Source organism: Virgibacillus xinjiangensis (assembly GCF_042643145.1).
GTDB classification, from domain to species: domain Bacteria; phylum Bacillota; class Bacilli; order Bacillales; family Amphibacillaceae; genus Virgibacillus_O; species Virgibacillus_O xinjiangensis.
In genome coordinates this window covers 43175-60523 of sequence record NZ_JBHRSA010000057.1, presented here as the reverse complement: position 1 = coordinate 60523, position 17349 = coordinate 43175, and the positions used below count along the sequence as shown (strand labels likewise).

General features: G+C 46.4%; 17 protein-coding genes, 1 tRNA gene and 1 riboswitch. Of the genes, 7 read left to right on the top strand and 11 right to left on the bottom strand.

The window, feature by feature from the left end; genetic code table 11:
• Positions 1 to 2 precede the first annotated feature (2 nt).
• The 3 genes from thrB to ACFOGI_RS15775 are packed head-to-tail and all read right to left on the bottom strand — an operon-like array spanning position 3 to position 3284.
• Positions 3 to 929 (bottom strand): homoserine kinase, encoded by a 927-nt coding sequence (gene thrB, locus ACFOGI_RS15785; protein WP_390274667.1) that lies wholly within the window; start codon positions 927 to 929, stop codon positions 3 to 5.
• A complete protein-coding gene (gene thrC, locus ACFOGI_RS15780) occupies positions 926 to 1987 on the bottom strand; it encodes a threonine synthase (RefSeq protein ID WP_390274664.1) in 1062 nt (353 codons plus the stop codon). Before thrC ends, thrB begins: the two co-directional genes overlap by 4 nt.
• The gene (locus tag ACFOGI_RS15775) at positions 1956 to 3284 is read right to left on the bottom strand and encodes a homoserine dehydrogenase (RefSeq protein WP_390274662.1); all 1329 of its coding nucleotides are present in this window, start codon (positions 3282 to 3284) and stop codon (positions 1956 to 1958) included. The genes thrC and ACFOGI_RS15775 overlap by 32 nt, the downstream gene beginning before the upstream one ends.
• Positions 3285 to 3497: 213 nt before the next feature.
• Between ACFOGI_RS15775 and ACFOGI_RS15770 the strand changes: the two genes are divergently transcribed.
• The 5 genes from ACFOGI_RS15770 to ACFOGI_RS15750 all read left to right on the top strand — a co-directional run bounded on the left by ACFOGI_RS15770 (position 3498) and on the right by ACFOGI_RS15750 (position 8603).
• Positions 3498 to 4547 (top strand): DUF3900 domain-containing protein, encoded by a 1050-nt coding sequence (locus ACFOGI_RS15770; protein WP_390274660.1) that lies wholly within the window; start codon positions 3498 to 3500, stop codon positions 4545 to 4547.
• 41 nt (positions 4548 to 4588) lie between these two features.
• The gene (locus ACFOGI_RS15765) at positions 4589 to 5182 is read left to right on the top strand and encodes a hypothetical protein (protein ID WP_390274658.1); all 594 of its coding nucleotides are present in this window, start codon (positions 4589 to 4591) and stop codon (positions 5180 to 5182) included.
• Complete coding sequence (locus ACFOGI_RS15760; protein ID WP_390274656.1) at positions 5139 to 5957, top strand: squalene/phytoene synthase family protein; 819 nt, start codon at positions 5139 to 5141, stop codon at positions 5955 to 5957. Before ACFOGI_RS15765 ends, ACFOGI_RS15760 begins: the two co-directional genes overlap by 44 nt.
• 92 nt (positions 5958 to 6049) lie before the next feature.
• Positions 6050 to 6847 carry an STAS domain-containing protein gene (locus tag ACFOGI_RS15755; RefSeq protein ID WP_390274653.1) on the top strand — a complete coding sequence of 266 codons (798 nt, stop codon included), beginning with the start codon at positions 6050 to 6052 and terminating at the stop codon, positions 6845 to 6847.
• Between the two features lie 199 nt (positions 6848 to 7046).
• Entirely contained in the window at positions 7047 to 8603 is a 1557-nt protein-coding gene (locus tag ACFOGI_RS15750) for a BCCT family transporter (protein ID WP_390274651.1), read from the top strand.
• 573 nt (positions 8604 to 9176) lie between these two features.
• On the opposite strand, the gene thiE is transcribed toward ACFOGI_RS15750, so the two are convergent.
• The 5 genes from thiE to ACFOGI_RS15725 form a co-directional block, all read right to left on the bottom strand.
• Entirely contained in the window at positions 9177 to 9800 is a 624-nt protein-coding gene (gene thiE, locus ACFOGI_RS15745) for a thiamine phosphate synthase (protein ID WP_390274649.1), read from the bottom strand.
• Positions 9793 to 10575 carry a hydroxyethylthiazole kinase gene (thiM, locus tag ACFOGI_RS15740; RefSeq protein WP_390274647.1) on the bottom strand — a complete coding sequence of 261 codons (783 nt, stop codon included), beginning with the start codon at positions 10573 to 10575 and terminating at the stop codon, positions 9793 to 9795. Before thiM ends, thiE begins: the two co-directional genes overlap by 8 nt.
• The gene (thiD, locus tag ACFOGI_RS15735; RefSeq protein ID WP_390274644.1) at positions 10572 to 11378 is read right to left on the bottom strand and encodes a bifunctional hydroxymethylpyrimidine kinase/phosphomethylpyrimidine kinase; all 807 of its coding nucleotides are present in this window, start codon (positions 11376 to 11378) and stop codon (positions 10572 to 10574) included. The genes thiM and thiD overlap by 4 nt, the downstream gene beginning before the upstream one ends.
• On the bottom strand, positions 11378 to 11878 hold the full coding sequence (thiW, locus tag ACFOGI_RS15730; protein WP_390274641.1) for an energy coupling factor transporter S component ThiW: 501 nt from the start codon (positions 11876 to 11878) through the stop codon (positions 11378 to 11380). Before thiW ends, thiD begins: the two co-directional genes overlap by 1 nt.
• Before the next feature lie 77 nt (positions 11879 to 11955).
• A riboswitch (TPP riboswitch) is annotated at positions 11956 to 12064 on the bottom strand.
• Between the two features lie 154 nt (positions 12065 to 12218).
• Positions 12219 to 12291 (bottom strand) — tRNA-Ala (locus ACFOGI_RS15725).
• Between the two features lie 294 nt (positions 12292 to 12585).
• Between ACFOGI_RS15725 and ACFOGI_RS15720 the strand changes: the two genes are divergently transcribed.
• On the top strand, positions 12586 to 12867 hold the full coding sequence (locus ACFOGI_RS15720; RefSeq protein WP_390274637.1) for a YhdT family protein: 282 nt from the start codon (positions 12586 to 12588) through the stop codon (positions 12865 to 12867).
• Positions 12864 to 14306: a sodium/pantothenate symporter gene (panF, locus tag ACFOGI_RS15715; RefSeq protein ID WP_390274634.1), complete on the top strand. Its 1443-nt coding sequence runs from the start codon at positions 12864 to 12866 to the stop codon at positions 14304 to 14306. Before ACFOGI_RS15720 ends, panF begins: the two co-directional genes overlap by 4 nt.
• Before the next feature lie 89 nt (positions 14307 to 14395).
• Here the strand turns inward: panF and ACFOGI_RS15710 are convergent, their stop codons facing one another.
• The 3 genes from ACFOGI_RS15710 to ACFOGI_RS15700 all read right to left on the bottom strand — a co-directional run bounded on the left by ACFOGI_RS15710 (position 14396) and on the right by ACFOGI_RS15700 (position 17348).
• Complete coding sequence (locus ACFOGI_RS15710) at positions 14396 to 16381, bottom strand: acetoacetate--CoA ligase (protein WP_390274630.1); 1986 nt, start codon at positions 16379 to 16381, stop codon at positions 14396 to 14398.
• Positions 16382 to 16495: 114 nt separating this feature from the next.
• The gene (locus tag ACFOGI_RS15705; protein ID WP_390274627.1) at positions 16496 to 17020 is read right to left on the bottom strand and encodes a type 1 glutamine amidotransferase domain-containing protein; all 525 of its coding nucleotides are present in this window, start codon (positions 17018 to 17020) and stop codon (positions 16496 to 16498) included.
• Between the two features lie 73 nt (positions 17021 to 17093).
• Positions 17094 to 17348 (bottom strand): DNA alkylation repair protein, encoded by a 255-nt coding sequence (locus ACFOGI_RS15700; protein WP_390274625.1) that lies wholly within the window; start codon positions 17346 to 17348, stop codon positions 17094 to 17096.
• Between the last annotated feature and the right edge of the window lies 1 nt (position 17349).

Genomic DNA, 17349 nt, shown 5'->3' with positions numbered 1-17349 from the left:
ATTCACTCGGCAGCTGTCTCTTCTTTTACATCTTTCATCTCTATGACTTTCAATCCATCTGGGTCGATCTTCAAGTGGACAACACGGTAATCCGGCAGCTCTTCCGCCATTTTTCCCGCAATGTTTAGTCCAGTCCCTTCTGGAGCAAAAGAGATCATGGAAGGACCAGCACCACTGATGACCGTTCCGAATGCACCAAACTGTCTGGCCTTCTGCTTGATATCAGGATACAGCGGAAGGAGTTTGGCACGATATGGTTCATGCAGGAGATCCTGTTCCATCATATCGCCAGCTTGCCTCATATCACCTGTCAAGAAGAAGGAGAGCATCATATTGCTGACACTGCTTGCCGTAATCGCTTCTTGTCTGGTGAAACTGTCAGGCAGTACATTCCTGGCATCTTCTGTCTTCAACTCAAAATTCGGTATATAGCCGACAACATCCAAGACAGGGACCGGAAGTTTTGTCCATTTTACCTGCTCTTTTTCTATCTGTGCTGTAACGGTGAAACCGCCCAGAAGAGCTGGCGCAATATTGTCTGGATGGCCCTCTTCTATCGTGCCAAGGAGCAGCTTCTGTTCTTTGGTCAGAGAGAGGTTGCACATTTGGTTTGCAACCTCAATTCCAGCCAGTACAGCAGAGGCACTGCTCCCGAAACCACGGGCAAGGGGGATATCGCTAAAGACGGTGATCTCACATGGAGGGAGAGCTCTGCCGTACTGATTGGCAGTACGCTCAGCCACCTGGTAAATGATATTTTCTTTATAAGGAATATGATCCGGCAGAAAATCTGAACGGTTTTTGATGCTCCATGACTCAGCTTTCCTTACCTCAAGCGTCAGATAGAAATCCAAGGCAATACCTGCTGAATCAAAGGCAGGTCCTAAGTTAGCGGAGGTTGCCGGAATGGAAATCCTGAAGTTTTTCATGCTTTCACCCGGTCTTCCACATAATCCCTTACTGCCTGTTCGTCGTTTGGCAGGGATACTGGATCTACTTTTACCTGGTCAATCGCAGTCTGAGGGTCTTTCAATCCGTTACCAGTAAGGACGGCAGCTACTTTGCTTCCTTTCTCAATGGATCCATTTTTGCATTGTTGAATAAGTCCAGCTATGGAAGCACATGATCCAGGCTCTGCAAAGATTCCTTCTTTCCTTGCCAGCAGCTGCTGTGCATGGAGAATCTCTTCGTCTGATACGGAGTGGATTTGCCCTCCGGATTCATCTCTTGCTTTTAAAGCCAACTCCCAGCTTGCAGGATTTCCGATCCGGATGGCCGTTGCAACTGTCTCTGGTTCTGTAAATACCCGGTCTTCTACGATAGCTGCGGCTCCTTCCGCTTCAAATCCGAACATCTTCGGCAGCCCTGTCTGTTTCTTTTCATGGTATTCCACGAAACCTTTCCAGTATGCACTGATATTCCCGGCATTCCCTACAGGAATTGCCAGTATGTCGGGCGCCTGTCCAAGCTGTTCGCATACTTCGAAGGCAGCCGTTTTTTGCCCTTCAAGACGGTATGGATTCACGGAGTTGACTAAAGTGATGGGGGAGGTTTCGCTCAATTTCCGTACAATTTTCAATGCTTCATCGAAGTTACCGTCAATTTCTACGATTTCTGCTCCATACATCATGGCTTGAGCCAGTTTTCCTAAAGCAATTTTTCCTTTGGGAATGACAATGATTGCCTTCAGGCCAGCCTTTGCAGCATAAGCTGCAGCAGAGGCCGAGGTGTTGCCTGTAGAAGCACAGATGACGGATTTGCTTCCTTCTTCGGCAGCTTTGGCGACTGCCATGACCATTCCTCTGTCTTTAAACGAACCGGTCGGATTGATTCCCTCCACTTTTCCATATAACTCGATTCCCAATTCCTCTGAGAGGTTGGGGAAATGAATCAAAGGCGTATTGCCCTCATGCAGTGTAAGCTCTGGTGTGTTTTCTGTAACGGGCAGATATGATTTATAGTGTTTCAGAAGTCCTTGCCATATCATTATCCCCATCTCCTTCCACTTTGTAGTAACTTTTGATCTCCATGACGTTCTCCAAGTCCTGTAATTTGCTTAAGGCATTATTGAAATTCGCCAGGGATGTCTCATACGTGATGAACACAATTTCCGCCAATTCATTATGCTCGACAGGTGTCTGCAAAATCCGTTGGAAGCTTATCCCGAGTTCATGGAACAGCGAAGAGATAGAAGAGAAGACACCAGCTTCGTCCTTTGTATACAGTCGAACGTAGAATTGCCCAAACCGCTGATCGGCGGGTTTCAATTCTTTTTCGAAATGAGATTCAGCAACTTGACTGCCAGTTACGCCTAGACGCATGTTTTTAATGGCTGCCACAACATCCGCCATTACAGCAGTCGCGGTCGGCAAGCTTCCTGCTCCGGGACCATAGAACATGGTCTCGCCGACAGCTTCACCATATACATAAACGGCATTGTACTCATTTTTGACGTCTGCTAAAGGATGTTCTTTGGATAGCAATGTAGGTTGTACATTCACTTCCAGTTTTTTATCATCAAAATTGGCAAAACCGATCAGTTTCATCGTATAACCTAATTTATCGCCATTTTGCAGATCTTCCAGTTCAATGCCTTTAATTCCGGTTACTTCGACATCATCCAACTCGACATCCGTCGAAAAGGCGAGACGTCCGAGAATCGCCATTTTTCTGGCAGCATCCAATCCCTCTACATCAGAAGTGGGGTCTGCTTCAGCAAAGCCGAGTTCCTGGGCTTCCTGAAGTGCGTCTTCATAGCTCATTCCCTCTGTATTCATTTTCGTCAATATGTAATTGGTTGTTCCATTGACAATACCCATCACCTGCTGAATATGGTCAGATGAAAGTCCATCGGTAATTCCCCTCAGGATCGGAATACCGCCAGCGACACTTGCCTCATAAAAGAAGTCACATTTATTTTTAGATGCCGCTTCTTGCAATTCCTTTCCGTACAATGCTACTAGATCCTTGTTGGCAGTGACGACATGTTTCTTGGCAGAAAATGCTCTTAGTATATATTCCCGTGCCTGTTCGATACCTCCCATAACTTCTACAATGACATCGATTTCCGGGTCATTCAGCACATCATCCGGATTAGTCGTAAGATGTGTACGTTCTTTGTCCAAATCGCGTGCTTTCTCGGGGTTGCGGACAAGGGCACTTTTTACTTGTACCTGTGCTCCCAGCTGGTGTACGAGCTTTTCTTGATGGTCTTCAATCAACTTGATTACGCCGGAGCCGACAACTCCCAGCCCAAGAAGGCCTATTGATACACTGTCTCCCACACTATCACCTCATCTTATCCTTTATTATATAGATTAATTATTTGTATATTTAATACATTTAAACACGAATAGGGAAGTATAGCAATAGAGAATTTTTAAACTATTGACATCAAACGCTTACATTTATAAACGCGGTTACATGCAAGCTGCATTGACTTGCAACCCATGCTTCATTATACTTGCTTGGCATATTAGTGAAAAGGCGGGAGACGTATGGAATTCAAGATAAACTGCTTATCTTTCTATTTAATTGAAGTAGATGGTGAAGACAAAAGATACCGTCATTTCAAGACGTTGGAAGAAGCCGAGTATGAAGAGAACCAATTAAAAGACTTTCTGGATGGAGAGCTGGCAAAGATCGCTACTCGCAAAGTCGACCGCCATGCCAAATCAGAAGGTGCATCAACCAAGATCGGACGGTTTATCGTAGAACCAGGCCATGAACTGTCTTCCAATCCCAACTATAATCTGTTTCATCGGACGAGATTTGCTGAAACGGTGAGTGATTTCAGGGAATCAGCAGATGAAATAGCACAAATGTATATAGATACAAGCGCAATTCGTGGAGGAGCTCTACTCGTTGTTTCCGCTAAACTTACGAAGTTCTTCGATGACCCGTTTCTATTTATTCTCAAATGTGATTTTGAACCAAAAGTGGCGACCATCACCGACGAACATTCATTGATTCGGAACGTGGAAATGGCTATTACTACCAAGAACATGAAGTCCATTCAGTATCCCTTCATGCCTGAGGAGGGAATGATGGACCAAGCCGAAGTGAAGGTCCATCAAGCTTCCCATGCACGCTATTTTGAGGACTTTTTAAACTTTGTAGCTTATGAAAAGTCGATGCCTGAAATAGTCAAAACCCAGGTGGTCGGCATGGTACAGGAGCATATAAATGAAACCTATCCAGAAGAAAGCGAAGAACGGACGCAATTTGAAGAGGCGGTAGAGGAATGGGCCGTTACCCCGGCCCGTGATTTGCAGGAACGTCTAACAACTGAACAGGTGGTAGAAGCATCAGCACAAATTGTGGAGCATGCACCGGAAGCGGAACTGAAAATGAAGCTGGACCATATAGACATAAAGGGGATGTTGGCGGATTTCGGCGAAACACTCCACCTGGCGAAAGTGAATGGCAAGTATATTCTAGTGATTGAGGCAGAGACAATCAGTTTTGATAAAGGGTTCTCTCCTATCGAGTTTCATAAACCCGATGATTTAGAAGAAGTGATGCAGCGTATTACAGACAAAGAATAAAGGGTAAAAGGGCAGTAGATGACTTTACAGAGGTGAATATAATGGACCATTTGTTCTATCTATTTTACTCTATTGCTTATCTCGGCCTGCTGGTTTGGGGAACGGTATCTGCGCGCCCAGATAGTTGGTGGAACCCGCAACATGCTTTGTTTCTAGTGATGATCGGATTGGTTTATGACAATTCGATTCTGGCCCTGGGGAGAGTCCTTGAGGAAGGCACCTTGTTGGAGAATCTAAGTTATGCAAGATACTGGATCCATGCTTTACTTACTCCGACACTTGTTCTCTATGGATGGAAAACACTCGAAAGAGCTGGTTTCTCCTGGGCATATAAGAGCTGGGTGGCCATGGTTGTTCCTTGGTACAGCTGCTATGTCTGCAGGAAGTGCAATCCGTCTGCCATTGGAGAGTGGGGCGGCAACGAATGCATTCGAGTTATTGTTCATCACGTCCCTTTTAGCAACGAAGGCCTTCCAGGACGGGAAGGTGGGTCCTCCTGGGAGCAGCAGTTGAGGAAACGAATAAGAAGATATCATTGGGTAAATTTGCTATACTTGAAAATAGCAGAAGTGATAGGAGGAGCAAACAACGATGAAGGAAGCTCAATTACAAAAAGAAGCCATGCGGGTTCTTAAAGAGACCAGCAGAACATTTTATATTCCTATTAAACTGTTGCAGCCGACACTGAAGCGGACAGTCGGGTCTGCTTATTTATGTATGCGTGCGATTGATGAAATAGAGGACCATGAACAGCTGAGTTCCGAGGTGAAACAGCATTTGCTCAGAACCGTCAGCCGTCTGCTTAAAAAAGATCGGTTCGACGACACAGTTTACCAGGAACTCATCCATCCATACAGAGCAATCCTTCCTGAGGTTACGCTGAGACTTGAGGATTGGATTGATTTCTGCCCGGAGGGAATTGTTCATAAAGTGAAGGAATCGACCGGCATTATGGCTGAAGGTATGGCAGACTGGGCCGAAAAAGAGTGGCAGGTGGAAACAAAAGAGGATTTAGATGATTACACCTATTATGTTGCTGGCTTGGTTGGTGTCATGCTATCTGATATTTGGGAATGGCATGATGGTACAAAAACAGACCGGCAACTGGCAATAGGGTATGGAAGAGGCTTGCAGGCAGTCAATATTTTAAGGAATCAGGAAGAAGATGCCGAGCGCGGTGTCAGGTTTGTGCCAAAAGGCTGGAGCCGTGACGACTTATTTTCCTATGCGAACGAAAACCTTAGACAAGCAGATCTGTATATAAAGGAGATCCGTGCCCGGAATATCCTGGTATTCTGCAGGATTCCATTGGAACTGGCCAAAAAGACGTTGCGGGCGATGGAGAAAGGCAGAGAAAAGATGTCCCGTGGCGAGGTGGAAGCTACCGTAGATAATATCCTGAAAGATTAGGGTCATACGAACCCATCGGTCATGGAGCAGATGAATCAAAGCAAAAGGGTTATTGATTGAATTGGGCAAGACAGATTGGCGGAGGGAAGCAGATGATAAATGAAGAGATGGAACAAATCGGAAAGCAATTAGAAGCTGTTCGAAATGAACTGTTGGAAAGGCTGTCGGTTGAGCCTGAAATAATGGGAGATGCTGGGAAGTTCCTGGATATTTTGGCTGATGCTTTGCAAGGAAAAGATGTATCGTCCAATGAACGCTCCCTTCTTTATGGAAAAAATACCGGGGAATTGGCATTGCGTAATGAAAAACATCTTGATGACTCCATTAAGCAACTGGCAGCAGCCAGAAGAGAGACCTGGCAGCAGCTGAAAGAGATCATGCTGGAATTGAAAGCTTCCGCTGTCGTCGCCTTGGAAACGGCAGATATCTTTGATGCTCTTTTTGACCAAGTCATTTCTTCATTTACAAAAGCATATATCGATTCATACGACGAACGCATGAAACAGGCAGAAGACGAATTTTTGCGTCTATCTGCGCCGGTGATCACTATTTTCAACGAAGTTGCAGTACTCCCGATCATTGGGGGCATTAATGAAAACCGGGCAGAACTTCTGATGAAAACAGCACTCGATGAGGCTAGCAAGAAGGATCTGAGCCATCTATTCATCGATCTCTCGGGTGTGAAACTGGTGGACACCATGGTTGCGTATAATATATATAAGATTATCCAATCACTGGAGTTGATTGGGGTAGAAACCATAATTGCCGGCATTCGACCGGAAGTATCCCAAACGATGGTGAGTCTGGGTGTGGACTTTTCCACCATCCAAACCTACAGTTCCTTGAAGCAGGCGTTGGATAGCCATATGCATATTTCTGTGCAGAAGTGAGGAACCCCACCTTTGTTGACTATTACATAAAACCTGCCTATAATAGTAAACTAATATAGAATCAGGGCAAGTTGATGGAGTCTGTACATGGTGCCTATGCCGGTGTTCATTCAGGCCACCTGCTCTCCATTCAACGGTCTTTATGACATGGCAGTATAGTTTTAGACACTTGCTTGTGAATCAACTTAGGAGGAAAAGTGTGGAATCAGAAAGTAAAAAGAAGAAGAATCGATTGGATTGGCCAGTATTCATTATAAGCGGCAGTTTTTTAATTATATTTATTGTCCTTTCCCTGATCAGCAATGAAAGGGTAGGAGAAACGGTCAACACATTGTTTGCCTATTCGTCTGACTTGTTCGGAGCATATTGGCAGCTCTTGCTGCTTGGTAATTTCTTAGTTGGACTGGGGCTGGCTGTCTCTAAATATGGAAAGGTCCGTCTCGGTAATCAAACAGAACCAAAGTATAATTACTTCCGTTGGGTTGCTATGATCCTTGTAACCCTTTTGGCGAGTGGAGGCGTATTCTGGGCTGCTTCCGAGCCGATGTATCACTACATGGATACACCCCCGTTGTTTGGAGGGGGAGAATTCAACAACCCTCAAGCAGCCTTTGCACAAGCTTTTTTGCACTGGGGATTCACGGCGTGGGCTATCTTAGGGACTCTTGCTGTAATCGTCATGATGTATGTGCATTACAGTAAAGGTTATCCCCTTAAGCCCAGAGGTCTTTTATTCCCTCTTTTCGGGGAGAAGATCTACCATAAGAACGCTTTGGGCTCCGCAGCAGATATATTTTCGATTATAGCTACGGTTGCGGGCACGCTTGGACCACTCGGATTCCTGGGTCTGCAGATATCCTATGGTCTGAACCATATGTTCGGTGTGCCGAATACCTTGACGGTAAGTATCCTGGTTGTCTTCGCCCTTGTCCTTATAGCGGCTGTGTCCGCAGCGACGGGTGTAGACCGAGGGATCTTAACGCTGAGCCGCTATAATGTCGGCTTCACCATCTTTTTGGCAGTAGTCGTACTGATTATTGGCCCTACCATGTTTATTATTGATGCTTTTGTTGGCGGCACCGGGTTTCATATCCAGAACTTCTTCACGATGAGCATGTATCGAGGAGATGAAGGATGGCTGTCATTTTGGACGATCTTTTTCTGGGGTTGGTTTATCGGCTATGCTCCGATGCTGATCGTTTTTATCAGCCGGATTTCCCGCGGCCGGACCATCCGGGAACTGATAATTGCTGTGTCCATCGTGGCGCCTATTGTCAATAACTTTTGGTTCTCCGTTGTAGGCGGGACCGGCGTGCATTTTGAGATGCAGAACCCCGGTTCAGTGTCCAATGCATTGAATGAGGGCGGTATGCCTGCTGCAGTAATGGCCATTACGGATCAACTGCCGATGGGCACTGTTATGGGACTAGGCTTTCTTTTGGTTTCCATCATATTTGTGGCAACTACTACGGACACTATGTCCTATACGGTAGCAGCGACCCTGACTGGGAATGACCATCCGAAACGCTGGCTTCGTGTCTTCTGGGCATTGATTTTCGGGGCAACTACGATGGTTATATTGACCATAGGAGAAGACAGCATTGCTTCTATCCAGAATTCAATCGTTATAACGGCTGTACCAGTTTCCTTGCTGTTGTTGCCGCCTTTATGGACGGCCCCTCGGATTGCGAAAAGGATGGCACTGGAACAAGGTTTGATCTGGCAGAGGGAAATTCATAAGAAAATGGATAAATAAGAACTTGAAAAGCCCTGGCTGCTCTTATGCAGCCAGGGCTTTTGATTGTTCCGCTCGTTTCATGTCAGTTAATAACACTGGAAGGATTCGATTCGGTCGAGGTCGATTCCGAAGTATACCCATCGGCGCCCCTGCCATCGGTAACCAGCGATGGAGTTTCGTCCGACAAAGGTGGGATAAAACCAAAAAGAGTCTGTCCTTAACCATATATAGGTAAAGCGGTACAGGCACCCTCGAATTCCCCCAGGGTCGACTGCATACAGCTGGAATTGAGGCTGTTCTGGAGTGAAAGGCGGTGGCGGAGTGCTTGGAGCACTAGCAGGCTGCCCTCCTGGCCCACCTGGAAACCCTCCTGGCCCAGGGGGACCGAAACCTGCCCCTCCCTGCCCGAATAACTGGTTCCAGATAAACTGCGGTAAATTGAATTGCCTCTCCTCATCTGAGGGCGGCCATGGACGATGATTCATAAAAGGTCCTCCCCTAAAATGTTCTCTTTATACTATATGGGAGGATGCTCCAGGTTGGGAGCGAAATCATCAAAATGGGCCGATGTGGGATCTTTAGCCTATCTATTTATAATTTCTCTACAACGGACTGGATATCGGCTGCCTGAGTGATTGCAGAGATCACGGAAATTCCATCTGCTCCTGCATGGATGACTGTATGTGCGTTCTCTGCAGTAATTCCTCCAATCCCTACAATGGGTAATGCAGGATGCTTAGTTCGTAGAGTTTTGATCCACTCGATCCCTACAGGGTTCTTTGCATCTGCTTTCGTACGGGTAGAGAAAACAGGACCTGCACCCACATAGTCAACAACAGAGAGAGGGCTGCCTGCTAACTCTGTGTCATTGGATACGGAAAGACCGAGAATTTTGTTTGGAAACATTCTCCTAACCTCTTCTGCCGATTTGTCATCTTGCCCGACATGAATGCCATCCGCGTCCAATTCTTCAGCCAGGGAGAGGTCATCATTTATGATGAAAGGAATGTGATGGGTTCGACAAATATCTCTCAGTTCCAGACCTAGAATCCTTTTTTTATCTCCTTTTAGGGAGCCAGCCCCTTTTTCACGGAACTGAAAGGCGGTTATACCTGCCGCAATTGCATCACGCAAGATCTCATCTGGAGGGCGCTGACAGTCTTGGCTGCCCATAATCAAGTATTTTCTGAGTGCGTGCCGGATTGGTTCACTCATTTGTGTTCCTCCTTATATGAAAGTCAGCTGGATGCTTGTGGAGTGCATCTATGAATAGAGGCATAAAAGTGCCAGGTCTATCCGTTCCTGAAATTTCTGCTGCATATTCGGCTGCTGTGCCATAGAATTCCGTAGCGGCAAGTGCCTGTTGTTGGATTGGATGGCTGGTTGTTAAGCAAGCCGTCAAAATGGATCCCAGTAAACAGCCAGCTCCGGTTATTTTTGCGAGAAGGGGATGTCCCGTATTATTTTCGGAATTTCTGTTGCCAGTACAAATAATATCCTTTGCACCGGTAACAATCGCAGTCGTTTCATAAGTTCTTGCGACTTGGGCGGCGATATGCTCTGCATCACCTCCTATAGAGTCGACACCTTTTGTTTCCCAAGGAAGTCCCACCAAATGGGCCATTTCTCCGGCATTTCCTTTAATGGCCGTCGGCTGCACTTCAGCTAGTAACTGTTCAACAGCATTGCGCCGGAAGGAGGTAGCCGCAACCCCGACAGGATCCAGGACTACCGGGATGCCTTTCTGGTTGGCGGTCCTCCCTGCAAAGATCATCGCTTTTAAGTCGGATGCTGTAAGGGTTCCTATATTTATAAGCAGCCCGTCGGCATGGGCAGCCATTTCTGCAGCCTCTTCCTCAGCTTTGGCCATTACGGGGGAAGCCCCAAAAGAGAGCAAGCCATTTGCTGAGAAATTCATGACCACCTGGTTGGTTAAATGGTGAATCAACGGTTGCTGCTTTCTGACTTCTGTAATAATAGCTTCTTTCATTGTTTCACTCCCTCTTCTCTGAGAGCCCAATGGTTTGTCGGCCCATTTCCCTCCCCAAGTCCGGATGCATGTTGGATGGCAGCTGTTATAAACTTTTTCGCAATCTTTACAGACTCTACCAAAGGAATTCCTTGACTGAGAGATGCAGTGATTGCTGCTGAATAGGTGCACCCTGTTCCATGTGTGCTGGTTGTGTGAATTCTTTCGGCCGAAAAAGCATACATATCGTGGCCATCATACAAGAAGTCTGTGGCATCTCCTTCGATATGCCCTCCTTTAATTAGAGCGGCTCCGGCTCCATACGTATGGACAAGTTCCTTAGCTGCCGACTTCATATCCTGTGTGCTATCAATCCCTTTGTCTATGAGAAATTCAGCCTCTGGTATATTCGGTGTAATCAGTGACGTCAATGGAACAAGATGTTTACGAAGAAAAGCTCTGGCCTCCCTTTCTATAAGTGCATCCCCGCTGGTCGCAACCATCACTGGATCCATAACATAAGGGATGCGGAGCGCGGCCATCTTCTGTTCAATCACTTCCATCATGGGAATATTGCTGATCATGCCGGTTTTATAGGCATCTACCGGCATATCTGATAGAACAGATTCAAGCTGACTGGCAATCATGTCTGGTGGTATGTCTTGGACAGCCTGCACTCCTGTCGTGTTTTGTGCAACTACCGAAGTGATGACAGACATGCCGTAGCTTTTTAATTCCTGGAAAGTTTTTAAGTCAGCCTGGATTCCCGCTCCACCACTGGGGTCCGTGCCGGCAATCGTTAAGGCGCATGGTATATGTTTCATTATGAGTTCCTCCCTGTAAGCTCTAAGGCATTATTGGTGGATAGCTTCGTAACGATAAACCATCCGATGATTGCTCCAGTACTGCTGCTAACGACAAATGGCGGGATAAACGCCAGGGCACCGGCAGAGCTGCCCATCAAGATATTGGCAAAGGGAACGGCAAATAAAGCCCCGACAATGCCGCTGCCAACTGCTTCTCCTGCAGCAGCCCAAATTTTCCGACCCAACCAGCGGTATAGAATTCCTGCCAAGAATGCGCCCACCATCGCTCCAGGAAAGGCAAGTAGTGTACCAAGCCCCAGCATATTCCTTAAAAGGCTGATCATAAAAGCGATGACTATTGCCGGCCCCGGGCCGAGGATCACAGCGGCCATAACATTGATCGCATGCTGTACTGGATAAGCTTTTGCTATGCCGGCAGGAAACCAGAGCAACTGGGAAGTTATTGTCCCAATTGCAATGAAAACAGCCATTACTGTAAGTAAATGTGTACGGTTCACATCTTTCTCCCCTTTTGGGGCACCAAAAAAGCCAGATCCCATATAGGACCTGGCTTGAACAAGCTGAAAATAGATGACATTTTGTCTGACTACTTCCCTCCGCTGGTATGATCCAGATCAGGTCCATAAGGGTCGGAAAATTCATCTTTCCTCTCAGCCTGTGTTTCGGCACCCCTAGTAGTTTTACGTTTATTGAGTTTTCTGTTTTATCATAACAAAGAAGTGAGCGTTTGTCAGTAGAATCTTCCCATTTACAAAAGGATAAGTTGGATAGGTGTAAGAAAAGAATCTAAAAAAAGAGAAGCTTCCTTATCATATAAGGAAGCTTCTCTTTTTTTGATGGAGCATAGCGGGCTCGAACCGCTGACCTCTTCGCTGCCAGCGAAGCGCTCTCCCAGCTGAGCTAATGCCCCATATTGGCTATCACAAATATAAATTATAAAGGGTTACCAACTATTTTTCAAGGGTTTTTTACAAAAAATCTATATCTTTTACAGAGACCGGGAGGTTCAGCATGAATAAGATGGCTGACAATTGAATGAATTTACGACATAACTACACTATCATACCCACTGAAAGAAGGAAAACGTGCAAACATGCAAGGATATTAGATATACTTATGGCATAAGTACAGGATATTTACAGATAAAACTTGATAGGTTATATTCGAAAGAATAGTATAACTTTTTAGAAATGGGGGATGAAAAGTGTCCAGCAAGTCGGAAGGGAAGGATGAGCGGTTTAAGGTAGCCAATAGGGAAGCTCTTATCGGAGTGGCCTTGGTTATTTTCAATTTTATCTGGTGGTATGGGTTTGCCTATGGGCTTGGCAGCAAGGACCCGGAAGATTATTCCTATGTTTTTGGGTTTCCCGCTTGGTTCTTTTACAGTTGTGTGCTGGGGTTTATTGTCATGGCGGTTCTGGTGACGGTGATCGTCAAAAAGTTTTTTGTCGAAGTTTCATTGGATGATGAGGGAGAAGAGACATGAACTGGCAGGCATTGATTCCGTTAATTGTATTCTTAGTTTTAATGTTCGCAGTCGGCATTTGGTCGAGTAGGAGTGTGAAATCGTCTGAGACATTCCTGGAGTCCTACTTTCTGGGGGACCGGAGTATGGGCGGATTTATCTTAGCAATGACCATGACTGCTACATACGGTAGTGCAAGCAGTTTCATAGGTGGTCCTGGTACTGCATATACAGAAGGGTTGGGCTGGGTCCTATTGGCGATGACTCAGGTGGTGACCGGCTATTTTGTCCTAACGGTTTTGGGAAAAAAATTTGCCATCGTTACCAGGAAATATAAAGCAGTAACAATGGTAGATTTCCTGAAGGAACGCTATCAGTCAAAATGGGTGGTGCTGTTTTCCGCTTTAAGCATCATTATTTTCCTATTCTCTGCCATGGCAGCACAATGGATCGGTGGAGCCCGCCTGATTGAGTCATTGACAGGCTTGCCATATACCACGGCATTGTTCATCTTTGCTTTATCTGTCCTGGTTTATGTTGTTATTGGCGGTTTCCGGGCAGTGGCATTGACGGACGCCATCCAGGGAAGTGTGATGTTCGTCGGTACGTTGATCCTCCTAATAGCAACTATTTTTGCAGGGGGAGGAATTACGGCCATTATGGAGGATCTAGCCAATGAAAATATCAATCTGGTTACACCTTATGGAGCGGAAGGGACATTGACCCCAACATTTGTATCCTCTTTCTGGATTCTTGTCGGGGTCGGAGTCGTCGCACTTCCTCAAGTTACCGTACGCGCTATGTCCTATAAGAATTCAAAGTCGATGCACCGGGCACTGATTATAGGGACCATCGTCGTCGGGTTCATTATGCTGAACATGCATTTGATTGGTGTATTTGCCCGGCCGATTTTACCTGGTATTGAGATTGCCGACCAAGTAATGCCGCTGATCGCTTTGGAGGTACTGCCGGCATGGGTAGCGGGCTTGGTGCTCGCCGCTCCGATGGCTGCCATCATGTCAACGGTGGACTCCCTGCTGTTGCTTGTCAGCTCGACCATTGTGAAGGACGTCTATTTGAATTACATAGAACCAAAGGCATCCCAGCAGAAAGTGATGAAGTTGAGCATGGGGGTGACCGCTATCCTAGGAATTGGGGTGTTCCTGCTATCGTTGGATCCCCCAGATTTGATCATCTGGCTCAACTTGTTCGCTTTCGGCGGATTGGAAGCAGCGTTTATTTGGCCAATCATATTGGGTCTCTATTGGAAGAGGGGAAACAAATATGGGGCGATCGCTTCCATGGTTACCGGGGTAGGGCTGTACATATTGTCAGACAGCTTTTTTCCGCAGCCGTTGGGGCTTCATTCCGTAGTCTTGCCTGTTGTATTTTCCCTAGTGGCCTATATACTGTTCAGCTTAGGAACACAACATAAACAAACCGCTGTACCGGAAATCTGACAAGGAGTTGCCCAGTGTGTCTGTACTTCTTGGATGGCCAGTAAGAATGAAAAAAGACAGCCTTCGCGCGAGGGCTGTCTTTTCCTGTATTATTTTTTCTTCATCTTCTTTGCAAACTCGATAAAGTATTGCAATGATTCTTTGTTGCGCAATGAACCTAAATTGACCACTTTTTCTGATGGCTGCCCCATCAATATCTTCTTGACCGGTATTTCCAGTTTCTTGCCATTCAGTGTCTTCGGAATATCGTCCACTTCATGGATTTCCGTGGGTGCATGGCGTGGGGAGCATTGCTGTCTGATATGCTGTACTATTTTCTTTCTGATTTCATCTGTCAGTGTTGCTCCGTCCTTCATCACAATAAAGAGCGGGGTAGAGGAACTGCCTTCTCCATCTGGGATATCTACAATCAAGCTGTCCTCCACTTCATTCACTTGATCTACTGCCCGGTAGATTTCACTGGAGCCGATACGTATGCCGCCGCGGTTGATCGTGGCATCAGACCGTCCATATATAACCCCGGTGCCGCGTTCGGTAATCTTCAGATAATCACCATGGCACCAGATGCCAGGGAAAACATCAAAATAGCTATGGTACAGACGAGTGCCGTCAGGGTCATTCCAGAAATAGATCGGCATGGAAGGGAAGGGTTCTGTCAACACCAGTTCTCCCACTTCCTCGATCCTGGGTGTCCCCTGTTCACTGTAGCTCTCCAGTTTTGCGCCCAACCCCCTGCATTGCAGTTCTCCAGCATAGACGGGAAGCGTAGGGGCTCCCAGTATGAAAGCTGTGCAGACATCAGTCCCGCCGCTTACCGAAGCAATCCAAAGATCTTCTTTCACGTTTTCGTAGCACCACTGGAAGCCTTCCGGCGGCAATGGGGAACCAGTGGAGCCGATGCTCTTCAGGTGGAACAAATCATAGGTGTTCCCTGGCTCCAATTCATCTTTCATGCATCCTGTAATATAACTTGCACTGGTACCGAAAACGGTCATTTGTGTTTCTTCTGCGAACTTCCAAAGCATCTGTTTATCAGGGTAGGCAGGACTGCCATCGTATAGGATAACCGAACTGCCTGTGAGAAGCCCGCTTACCAGGAAATTCCACATCATCCATCCGGTGGTAGTGTACCAGAAAAAACGGTCTTCTTCTCCGAGGTCCTGGTGAAAGGTGAGTGCCTTCAAATGCTCCAGAAGTATTCCGCCCTGGCTGTGTACAATAGGCTTGGGTTTACCCGTTGTTCCAGAAGAATATAGTACCCACAGAGGGTCATTGAAGGAAACATGCTCGTAGTGGAGTTCACCGTTTCCACTTCTGTCCACAGCTTCTTCCCATGTTGCTGCATCTATTAGGTTGCTGAAATCTGTGTTGCTGTTCAGATAGGGAACACCAATCGTTTTTTCCAGTGTCGGTAATTCTTTCTGGATTTCCTCTGCAACCTCCATGCGATCGAAATCCTTCCCTCCATATCTGTATCCATCTATAGTGAACATAAGCTTTGGTTCAATTTGCTTGAATCGGTCGATGACACTTTGTGTACCGAAGTCAGGAGATGCACTGGACCAGATGGCTCCAAGGCTTGCTGTTGCCAGAAAAGCCACAATGGTTTCATATATATTCGGCAGATATGCCGCTACGCGGTCTCCTTTTTGAATGCCGTAATCCTTTAGTGCCTGCTGTAAAGAGGCGGTATCTCGATAGAGCTTTGCCCAAGATACTTCCGTTTTATCCCTCAATTCAGAAGCATGTATGATGGCTGTCTTATTTTCCTTCCGTCCTCTGAATATATGTTCAGTATAGTTGATCTCAGCTCCTTGGAACCATTTGGTTCCAGGCATCTTACGGGGAGATAAGATGGTATGGTAAGGTTTCTTTGATTGTATGTCAAAATATTCCCATTGTGTCTCCCAAAACGCTTCCAACTCATGGACAGACCAGTCCCAGAGGGAAGCATAGTCCTCAAATCTCAAGTTTTTATGTTCCTTCAGCCAGTTTCTATAATCAGTAAGATTAGCTTTCTTCTTTCGGGACGCATCTGGTTCCCATAATAACGTACCTTCTTCCACCCGACTCATCCTATCCCCTCCCGAATTTTACGATAATTACCACTATTATATGAAGTCGGTTCCCGTATGTAAAGCTTGCTTCTGTGGAACGGAAAAAAACCCCCTTGATGAAGGGGGAGTCTCCTATTGACCTGCCAGTTTGTCTATGAACGCCTTCATATAGGATGGCAAATCCGGCGGTCGGCGGCTCGACACAATATGGCCATCGATGATTACTGGCTCGTCATGCCAGTCAGCACCAGCATTCTTCATATCATCCTTGATTCCAGGGGTGCTTGTCACGTTTCTCCCATTTAAGATGTCTGCTGAGATGAGTACCCAACCGGCATGGCAGATCTGTCCAATGGGCTTGCGTGCTTTATCCATATCCTTTACCAGGTCAATGACCTCTGGATAGCGTCGCAACTTGTCCGGCGCCCAGCCACCTGGTACAAGGATAGCATCATAGTCATCTGCTTTTATATCTTTCAGAGCGACAGAAGATGTCGCAGGTACTCCATATTTACCTGTGTAGACTTTTTCGGCTTCTTTTCCGGTTATGTCCACCGTCGCACCCTCCTCCTGCAGACGGAGGACAGGGTACCAGTGCTCCAAGTCTTCGAAGTCATCTTCTATAAGGGCAATGACTTTTGAATCCACTAGCCGCATACAGATCCCTCCTATTCATGATATGCCAATTGTAACAGAGGGCGCCCGCTGAGGCGAACCATCTGCAGACGGATCAATCTTGACGCTGTTGGTATTCTGCAAATTTTATAAAGCTCTGTTCATCTTCAATCAGACCACAGGCACCACATTGTATCTTGTGGACGGGACCGGTGTATAGAGTGTGAAAGACTTCAGGAGATTCATTGGTGTAGGCGATGATGGTTTCTCCTGTCATCGGATCGAGCTTTACGGGGGTGGCCTTCTGCTCTATAATGTTAAATCGTGTGCTATTTGTCTTGCAATTGGGACAGCGGTAAGGCTGCGTCATA